The 8,934-nt window shown below is 38.4% G+C and carries 12 protein-coding genes; 8 read left to right on the top strand and 4 right to left on the bottom strand.

What is annotated here, in order from left to right; all coding sequences use genetic code 11:
• Positions 1-35 precede the first annotated feature (35 nt).
• The 4 genes from V7137_RS28515 to V7137_RS28500 are packed head-to-tail and all read left to right on the top strand — an operon-like array spanning position 36 to position 2,613.
• A complete protein-coding gene (locus V7137_RS28515) occupies positions 36-473 on the top strand; it encodes a MarR family winged helix-turn-helix transcriptional regulator (protein WP_335701182.1) in 438 nt (145 codons plus the stop codon).
• Entirely contained in the window at positions 474-1,289 is an 816-nt protein-coding gene (locus V7137_RS28510) for a class I SAM-dependent methyltransferase (RefSeq protein ID WP_335701181.1), read from the top strand. It begins immediately after the preceding gene.
• A gap of 36 nt (positions 1,290-1,325) precedes the next feature.
• Complete coding sequence (locus tag V7137_RS28505; protein ID WP_335701183.1) at positions 1,326-2,093, top strand: TSUP family transporter; 768 nt, start codon at positions 1,326-1,328, stop codon at positions 2,091-2,093.
• A 28-nt stretch (positions 2,094-2,121) separates the two neighbouring features.
• Positions 2,122-2,613, top strand: a complete 492-nt coding sequence (locus tag V7137_RS28500) for a GNAT family N-acetyltransferase (RefSeq protein ID WP_335701180.1) — start codon at positions 2,122-2,124, stop codon at positions 2,611-2,613.
• 98 nt (positions 2,614-2,711) lie between these two features.
• On the opposite strand, the gene V7137_RS28495 is transcribed toward V7137_RS28500, so the two are convergent.
• A complete protein-coding gene (locus V7137_RS28495) occupies positions 2,712-3,092 on the bottom strand; it encodes a VOC family protein (protein WP_335701179.1) in 381 nt (126 codons plus the stop codon).
• Positions 3,093-3,393: 301 nt separating this feature from the next.
• Between V7137_RS28495 and V7137_RS28490 the strand changes: the two genes are divergently transcribed.
• Together V7137_RS28490 and V7137_RS28485 are read left to right on the top strand one after the other, a co-directional pair.
• On the top strand, positions 3,394-4,245 hold the full coding sequence (locus V7137_RS28490) for a ParM/StbA family protein (protein WP_335701178.1): 852 nt from the start codon (positions 3,394-3,396) through the stop codon (positions 4,243-4,245).
• Entirely contained in the window at positions 4,238-4,465 is a 228-nt protein-coding gene (locus tag V7137_RS28485; RefSeq protein ID WP_335701177.1) for a hypothetical protein, read from the top strand. Before V7137_RS28490 ends, V7137_RS28485 begins: the two co-directional genes overlap by 8 nt.
• A 123-nt stretch (positions 4,466-4,588) precedes the next feature.
• Here the strand turns inward: V7137_RS28485 and V7137_RS28480 are convergent, their stop codons facing one another.
• Entirely contained in the window at positions 4,589-5,206 is a 618-nt protein-coding gene (locus V7137_RS28480) for a DUF47 domain-containing protein (protein WP_335701176.1), read from the bottom strand.
• Between the two features lie 305 nt (positions 5,207-5,511).
• Here V7137_RS28480 and V7137_RS28475 point away from each other — a divergent pair, with 305 nt between their 5' ends.
• Complete coding sequence (locus V7137_RS28475) at positions 5,512-5,685, top strand: hypothetical protein (RefSeq protein WP_335701175.1); 174 nt, start codon at positions 5,512-5,514, stop codon at positions 5,683-5,685.
• Between the two features lie 27 nt (positions 5,686-5,712).
• On the opposite strand, the gene V7137_RS28470 is transcribed toward V7137_RS28475, so the two are convergent.
• The gene (locus V7137_RS28470; protein ID WP_335701174.1) at positions 5,713-7,131 is read right to left on the bottom strand and encodes a PH domain-containing protein; all 1,419 of its coding nucleotides are present in this window, start codon (positions 7,129-7,131) and stop codon (positions 5,713-5,715) included.
• Positions 7,128-7,643: a PH domain-containing protein gene (locus V7137_RS28465; protein WP_335701173.1), complete on the bottom strand. Its 516-nt coding sequence runs from the start codon at positions 7,641-7,643 to the stop codon at positions 7,128-7,130. Before V7137_RS28465 ends, V7137_RS28470 begins: the two co-directional genes overlap by 4 nt.
• 186 nt (positions 7,644-7,829) lie before the next feature.
• Between V7137_RS28465 and V7137_RS28460 the strand changes: the two genes are divergently transcribed.
• Positions 7,830-8,852: a threonine aldolase family protein gene (locus V7137_RS28460; RefSeq protein ID WP_335701172.1), complete on the top strand. Its 1,023-nt coding sequence runs from the start codon at positions 7,830-7,832 to the stop codon at positions 8,850-8,852.
• Positions 8,853-8,934: the final 82 nt, after the last annotated feature.

Genomic DNA, 8,934 nt, shown 5'->3' with positions numbered 1-8,934 from the left:
GTATATAATAATTTACTATAATAGGAGATGATCCCATGGCAATAGCTCAAATTAGTAAAGAATATCTCGAGTTAATCCCTAATCTATTTAAAAATTTTCAACGATTAAATCAAAAATCTAGTAACTTAACGCATTTACAGAATCAAATCCTAGAATGTTTATTTATGAACCAACATCCTTTGACGATTAAACAAATAAGTGAAGGTCTAAATATACCCAAACAGCAAATGACCGACTTACTTAAGCGCTTATTTGATCAAGGGTATATTACCAAAAGTCAAAATGTGAATGATAAAAGGTCGTTTGTAATTCAATTAACAGAGAAGGGTAATGCTTCACAACATGAAAAATGGGGAATCATTTATCAGAACTTTGTTAATGATTTATCCAAACTCAATGATGAAGAGCAAATAGATCTTGAATATGCTTTGCATAAAGTAAATGACTTGCTTAAAAAAATGGAGGAAAGATAAATGCTGCTAGATTTACAATCCGTCCAAGGCACGATGCTGATCCCACTTTGGGGGCGTGCCACTGCCAGTGAGAAGAATCCAGAAATCTTGTACGACAAAGAAGCAATAAAAATTATTGCAGGTTGCGATTTTGATTTTACAGAAATCGCTAAAACTTTTGGCGAATACGGTGGCATTAGTTATATCGTTCGCGCACGGAAAATAGATGATATTATTAGAGCTTTTATCGAAAAACATCCACGAGCTTCCATTGTAAACATCGGTGCAGGACTTGATACGACTTTTTCAAGAGTAGATAATGGAACCATTAACTGGTACAACCTTGACTTACCCGATGCAATTGCGTTCCGTAACTCTTTAATCCCAGACTCACCGCGGAACATCAGTATTGCTAAATCATTTTTTGATTGTTCGTGGTTTGATGAAGTGACTTTTAATGAGGAAAACGGCATACTATTTATATCTGCGGGAGTATTCTATTATTTTCAGGAAAAGCAACTAAAGGAGATCATTCAGAAAATGACGCTTCACTTTCCGGGGGGGGAAATGTACTTTGATGCTGAATCAAAAATGATGTTAAAGGTCTCCAATCGCACCGTGGAAAAAACGGGGAATAAGGGTGCGAAAATGTATTTTTATGTCAATAATCCCAAATTACTTGAAACCTGGTCACCAAAAATCAAGGTACTTTCCTGTAAATCGTACTTTAAAGGCATTCCGGCAAGTAAGAAGTGGGAAAGCGGGACTCGGGTGATGGTAAGGTTGATCGATTTATTTAAAATGATGAAATTTGTCCACTTGCGTTTCGAAAGATAAATTAAGGTCGCATTGACAAAAAGAAAGGCTGATGAAATGCTGTTTGATTTAGATCCAACGTTATTATTTATTTTGGTTATTTTTGGCTTTCTAGCTGCATTTATTGATTCCGTTGTCGGCGGTGGCGGACTAATTGCCTTGCCGGCATTATTATTTACAGGTCTGACGCCAGCTGCTGCAGTGGCGACCAATAAATTTGTGGGGACAATGGGCTCATTAACGAGTACGATTATGTTTTATCGTTCAGGAGAGCTTGATTTAAAATCCGTCTATAAACTGTTTCCACTCACGTTTATTGGTTCGATGATTGGAGCGTGGACGGTACATTTAATGAATCCCGAATTGCTAAAGCCATTGATGCTCGTCATGCTCGCAGTGGTGGCCATTTATACGATTTTTAAAAAAGATTGGGGCAGTATTTCTACCCACAAAAAATTCGCCACCCACCATCTTATTATTTTTATGATTGTCATCTTTGCGATTGGCTTCTATGATGGTTTTATCGGTCCCGGTACGGGTTCATTTTTAATATTTGCCTTTTTAACGATGGGTTTTAATTTTTTGAAGGCGGCGGGGAATGCCAAGTTTTTAAACTTTGGAAGTAATGTATCTGCGTTATTGATGTTCATCTTTTTAGGACAAGTTAATTACGCCTATGGGATTCCAATGGGCCTGGCACAATTGGCTGGGGCTATCTGTGGTTCGAAATTTGCGATTAAACGGGGAAGCGGCTATGTCCGGGCACTCTTTATCGCTGTAACCTTTTTATTATTAGCCAAAAATACATATGATTATTTTCATTAAAAAATGAGGAGATGGGAGTTGTTCCGGATTGAATGGTCGGATTAGGCTGGCAAGAAGTGAAGAAACCGAACAAATTCGCCAGCTATTAAAAGAGATTGCAAAATGGTTTCAAACTAACGCGATTAATCAATGGTCTTATTTATTAGAAGGCGGGGACTATGCTGAAATTCACCGAGCGATTTTAAATAATGAGACGTATGTCCTTGAGAAGGACAACGAAATAATTGGAACATTTACGGTTTCAACTAAACAAAGTGACTGGGATCTTGAGATTTGGGGGGAGAGTAACGACCCTTCCATCTACATACACCGCCTGGCAATGGGATTAAACCACAAAGGAAATGGAGTAGGAATGGAAACGCTGCAGTGGATAGCAGGTCATTTTGCTGGTTGTGTCAAATATTTACGACTAGATTGTGTGGCTCATAATCAAAAGCTAAATCAATTTTATCAAAACTGCGGGTTCACCCTGATCGGTCAAATGGGGGATTTTAATAAGTATCAAAAGTTATTAAATTAGAAAGATGTAGGAGAAATTGGGCAAAAAGACGAGGTATTTTGACATTCATTCAAAATACCTCGTCTTTTATTTATGTGAGAAACCAGTTTGTCGCTAGACTATTTATCTTCTCTTATTAAATAATCATTTCCATCTTGATCTTTAAAGTTGAACATGTTTCCAAAAGGTAATCGTAACATCTCATCAACTACTACACCATTTTGCTTCATTTTTTCATAAGTTGCTTCGATATCAGTGGTGCTGAATAAAATGGATGGATGGGCAACTTTTGAAGGTTGATGTTGTTCCATTGCAGCCTTTGAATACAGTACTAAAGTGGTAAATTCGTTTTCACTTGGGCCAACTTCGATCCAAAACGCGTCTGGACCCATAGGTTGTTCTACTTTTAAGACAAAACCGAGTTTATGAATCCAAAAATCTTTTGCCTCTTCTTGATCATTTACGTAAACAGTAACTTTTCCAATTTTATTAATCATCATCGTAAATCTCCTTCTTAAACATTGAATTTTATAATGTCAGTTTATCAATCAGAAAAGACAGAAGCAATTTCTAAAATTTTATTGTTTTCATATGCCTATCTTGATGGAGGGATGTCCTGCTTTATTAGTTTTACCTTACCTCATAAATAAATTTTTTTTCAAAGAATTTTTTTTTCAATGAACAGTAATGTATGACAGGTGTGTGTCACATGTGGTACTCCGCTCATATAATAGGTTTGAAAAAGATTAGATGTATGACATATGTGCACTGTCCACAATATTGTTAAAAGGGGAAGGAATAATGAATCAAAAATGGATTATAGCGGTCGATGCCGGCGCCTACGAAGTGAAAGGAAGAACGAGGGACGAGGTGTTTAAGTTTAGATCAACAATTGGACCTTACCGCCATCTTCATTTGGGTAACCAAATGGAAGTAGGCGACTACATCGTCGAGTACGGGGAAGAGAAGCTGTTTGTGGGGAATATCGCCTGGCGGGAATGTCATGCAATAAGAGAGCCGAGAGATATTTCGAAAGCGCACGAGGAAACAAAGATCAGGGTACTGGTGGCAGTTCATCAATATGGAAAAACGAAAGGGAACTGTGTAGTGGTTGGGCAGCCAATCCGTGGAATGGTGAAAAAAGACAGGGAAAAGATTGAGAAAATGCTGGAAGGGGTCCACACAATCACGGTGAACAATGTAAAGAAAACGTTTTACATCGAGGAAGTAAGAGTCGCGCCTGAAGGTTCGGGGGCATACTTCAGCATGGCAGACAGGCCGGAGGAAATTGCGAACATCATCGACACTGGAAGTAGTACCTTGAACTATTTAAGAGTGGAGGATGGCTACTTTATTGACAGGAAAAGCGGGACTCTTGCTTTCGGGGCAGAAACACACATGGAAATGACAGAAAAACAAATAGCAGTAGCCATCCTGGCGGAACTTCGAGGCAAGTGGCACTTGAATGAGCCGACATTTCTTTGCGGGGGAATTGCAGAATATCTTCTCCCATTTATGAAAGAGAGTTTTAAAAATATCCAGCTAATCAAACCCGTCCACTTCCGGACAAACGGACCCAAAACATACAGTCCGCAATATGCCAACGCTTTCGGATTTTATACTCTAGGGAAAGCGGTCTTTGCTGATGAATAATAAACTGAACCGAACGGTGAAGTCAGTACCTTTCAACCTTGATGACCCCTTCGAAAGTGAGCTTCTAGAACATTGTAACCAGTTCACTCAGTTTGCCACATATATCAAACGCCTGATCCAACGAGATATGGAACAGGGTGCCGGAGGACTTCGTAAAGAAAATGAAATGAAACTAGAAAAATCTATCGACAAGTCAAAGTTGAAAAGCTTTGGTCTCTAACCCCTATATGGGGTTTTTTTTGAATGAATACTTTGGGTCCATACGAGATAACATGATTAGTGCAACAAGAAAATAAACGAGGTAACATAAATAAACATAAATACCTTTTGTATGATGAATCTGTTAAGCATTCTTCATAATGATTGTTTCAAACGAATTAGCCACTGCTTTACAGCAGTTAGCGATTTCTTCTAGACCTTCATAAATTTGTTTGTATTTAATAATTCGGATCGGGTCTTTCTGGGAAGTAAACAAATGTTTAATGGATTCACGCAAATTGTTGTCGCAGTGAGACTCAATTTCTTTAATTTTAATTGCGTGTTCTCTTATATTTAGCAATTTCTTTTTTGATAGTAGATCAATAGCTGCATCAATTTCCGTTGCACAATTTTTGATCGCATCAACAAATTTTAGCATATATTCGTCCGTTTCAATCATAGAGTACATTTCAAATAGTGCAGATGTATGGTATAAGCCGTCCAAAATATCATCCATGCTTATTGAAAGAGCTAAAATATCTTCACGCTCAAATGGTGTGATAAAAGCATTATTTAGATCACTAATTAGGTCATGAACAAGGGAATCCCCGATTAATTCAAATTCTTTCATCTTTTCGGAAAAAATTTTAAGATCACTTACATTTTTTAATTTGATTTCAGCAAAGTAGTACGCACTTTCTTTTAAATTTAAAGAGATGCTAGTTAAATGATTAAAGAACTTGTCTTTCTTTTTTAATGCCATTAAATTACCTCCACTTTGTCCCAATTGGTGTAGTAGCCATATAAATACAGTGAATAACTGCTATCCATTTCTATACGATCATTTGGCGCCTGACGTCAACAATTGTGACAATAAGTAAAACACAATGACTAGGATGTAATAAACCTTTATCAATACCCATTCAATTTGGATTACTATAATAAATGCAACAAACAATCGACTAGTAACGGCTTACGCCCTATATCTACTCGACAAAAAAATAATAAGCTCGAATACGCTTATACATAGGGGTTTATCATTTTGTTGGCAGAGGGCTAGAAGGAGAATTGTGCACGTCCTCTAACTTTAATGAAACGAATACGATTGAAATTGAGAATTTCACTGTTGGATTATCTGAGGATTTAGAGTTTGTACCAGAAGGTTTGCCTAACCCTGTCCTTCAATTAGGCTTTGAGGCTAATATTTCTTGGGTTCTTAATGAAAATCCAAATGAATATTAAGATAAAAAATGTAAATCCGGCAGGTTGTTATAACGAGCCGGATTTTTTGTGGTACCACATATAGAAAGTTTCAGCTTCTCCTTTTGATACCCCATATAATTTACTCTCATGCATGGGTTTAGCCTTATTTGAGAATAAAAGGGTCGCAACACCGAATTTTCGCTGCAGCCATGTGTGTTTGACGGTAATCTGTTGGATTCGGTTGCGGTGGGTGACGAAGGTTTCATTTGTTAATCCGCCTTTTCTTAATTGCACCGTATTTCCATCCCGGAGATAACTGGTGAACCAGTAGTCAAGGATCCGTAGTAGAACGGAAATAATAAAGACAATTGCCGTGACCCAAAGCCACTCTCTTATGAAAAACCACAGTCCGATTAGGAACAAAAGGGATAGATAATACGGACGGAGAAGCTTAAGCCAAAGTACCTTGATCGGGAAGCGTTCCATATGTTCTTCAATCCGGTAATCCGGCAGCATGGTGTGTAAAATTCGATAGGCTTCTTGCTTTGGCATAAATGGATAAAGAGAGCTTGTTTCCTGATCTTCTTCATCATACCCACCAGCGCTGATTAGCTTGATGGAAGCAAGGCCGAGCATTCGTTTAAGGATGGTTTGTTCGACGATGATGGCTTGAACCCTTTGTTTTTGAATCGAAAAACTAATAAAATTGCCAACCCCTTTTTCGATATAAATCCGCTCACGATCATCACTGATAACATAATTTCCATACTTCCACGTCGTTTGGATTAACCCAATTACGACGGACAAGGCGAGGGCGAGGACAAAAAGAATAATCAACATCCACCAATGGAGCCATAAATATTCAAAGGCATTTTTCGTCGTTTTCTCAATTTGAAAAAAATCTGCTAGATTGGCATAAAGCGCACTTAATAACGGAAAGATTGCCAGGAAGCTTAGAGATGTAAAGGATGCCTTTATTAAATCTTTTCTAGTCGCTCGAAAGTGTACCGTACGCTCCACTCCACTGTCAGCTAATGCCTCGATAGAAACCTGCTTTTGTTCCAAGTGAGCAAGGATTCGTTCTTTTTCTTCTTTTTTTATCACTTTAAACTCAACGGAAGCATTCTCCCCACTTGTCCCTGTTTCCAGTGTGATGGAAGTAAGTCCAAACCAACGGTGCACAAACGAAGTGGTGGAAGTATGGTTATGGATACGATCCAATCCAACCGTCCGTTGTTTTTTGACAAAAATTCCTTCGTAAATGACAATAGCATCCCCAACCAATTCATAGCGGTGGAAGAACCATTTTAAGATAATGGAAAGAATGGTGCAGACGGTAGCAAGTAACAGGAGATAGCGGCCCCAAATTACCCAATCGGAAGTGGAGGAGGCTTTAATGACAAATAAAAAGAGAAAGAACCAAATGCAATTTTTGATAAACGATACCAACTCAACGACGATTACGGCGGGGTGATATCTTTTCATGCTCTTTCACCTTCTACTCCATCTGTATCTTGTATTTTTGCAAAGGAGGCAATTTCCGCTTTTAGATGTTGTGCTGTTTCTGCTGGAATGGCAGGAATGACATGGCTCGAAGTAGTGGTTCCAATCTCAATATTGTATAGAGCATAGCGCCGCATGATTGGACCTTGTTCTGTCCGAACATATTCCACTTTTTCCATCGGGATTAATGTGTGTTGAACTTGCCATTTTCCATGCTTCAATTGAACAAATTGCTGATCAATTCTATATCGCCAGGTCAATTGTAAATAGACTGGTTCAATCACGATGGAGAAAATAGCAGATAGAAAGCCGATTCCTCCAAGAATATAAAGAACGATGGCAATCCATCCAAACCAATCAAACTTCTCTGTGCAAATGATTAATACAGCGATAATGAAAAAGGCGATTCCATGCCCAATTGAATTGGAGATTCGCCACATTTTCACAGCATCTGTCGAAATTTTTTCTGTCGGTTCCTCTATTTGTATGTACATTCTTTTCACCTCAAATAGTCTATACATGTCATTCTATCAAATAGTTTCAATTGTTACAGTTAGTGTGAATTTTATAAGTAGTAACTTTTTGTTGAAGCCTATCTTCCTAATGTTTTTAGACAATTTAAAATTATGATAGGATAGAATGGAAGAGACAATTTTAAATTATTTAACGGGGGCAAGATTATGTACAGCTTTAAGAACGATTACAGCGAAGGCGCACATCCTAAAATATTGAATGCGTTATTGGAATCCAACCTTTTTCAAGAGGATGGTTATGGAGAGGATCAATTTTCACGAAAAGCGGTTGAAGTAATCAAGGAGAAAATCGGCCGGTCAGACGTTGATATTCATCTCTTATCAGGCGGAACACAAACCAATCTGATTGCCATTTCTGCTTTTTTAAGACCACATGAAGCGGCTATGGCAGCAAGCACCGGTCATATCCTTGGTCATGAGACGGGCGCCATCGAAGCAACAGGGCATAAAATCCTGTCGATTGAAGCAGAGAACGGGAAACTAACTCCGTCAGACGTGCAAGCAGTCCTCGACGGACATCCAGATGAGCACATGGTCAAACCAAAGCTTGTATACATATCGAATTCCACTGAAATTGGTACCATCTATTCCAATCGAGAACTAGAGGAACTAAGTGAATTTTGTAAAAAGAACCATCTTATCTTGTATATGGATGGGGCAAGACTAGGCTCGGCCCTCTGTTCGGTGGAAAACGACCTTCAGTTAAGCGACCTGCCAGGGCTTGTCGATGCCTTCTATATTGGCGGAACAAAGAATGGGGCTCTTCTTGGTGAGGCATTAGTCATCTGCCGCGATTCTTTGAAGGAAGATTTCCGCTACCATCTGAAACAAAAAGGGGCACTGCTTGCAAAAGGAAGACTTCTAGGTATTCAATTTCAAGAATTGTTCCGGGATAATTTGTTCTTTGAATTAGCTTCGCATGCCAATCAAATGGCAGCCATTCTTAGAGAAGAAATCAGTAAGGCTAATATTCAGTTTCTAACGCACTCTCCATCAAACCAAATTTTTCCGATTCTGCCGAATGCACTAATCAGAGAATTAGAGAAAAACTATTCCTTTCATATTTGGGAAAAGGTGGATGCGGATCATTCGGCGATTCGCCTCGTCACATCTTGGGCGACAAAAGAGGACGAGGTCTTAGCTCTAATAGAGGATATGAAGAAATACTAAAAGAACCTTGATCTGATGTGATGTCAATAAATTTTATAAAAAAAATAAACATTTAAAATGTTCAATATGCTTGAATGTTCTT

This window comes from Neobacillus drentensis (assembly GCF_036962765.1).
GTDB lineage: Bacteria > Bacillota > Bacilli > Bacillales > Cytobacillaceae > Neobacillus > Neobacillus drentensis_C.
Note: the sequence above shows the minus strand (reverse complement) of the source record. Positions and strands in the feature narration are given on the sequence as shown.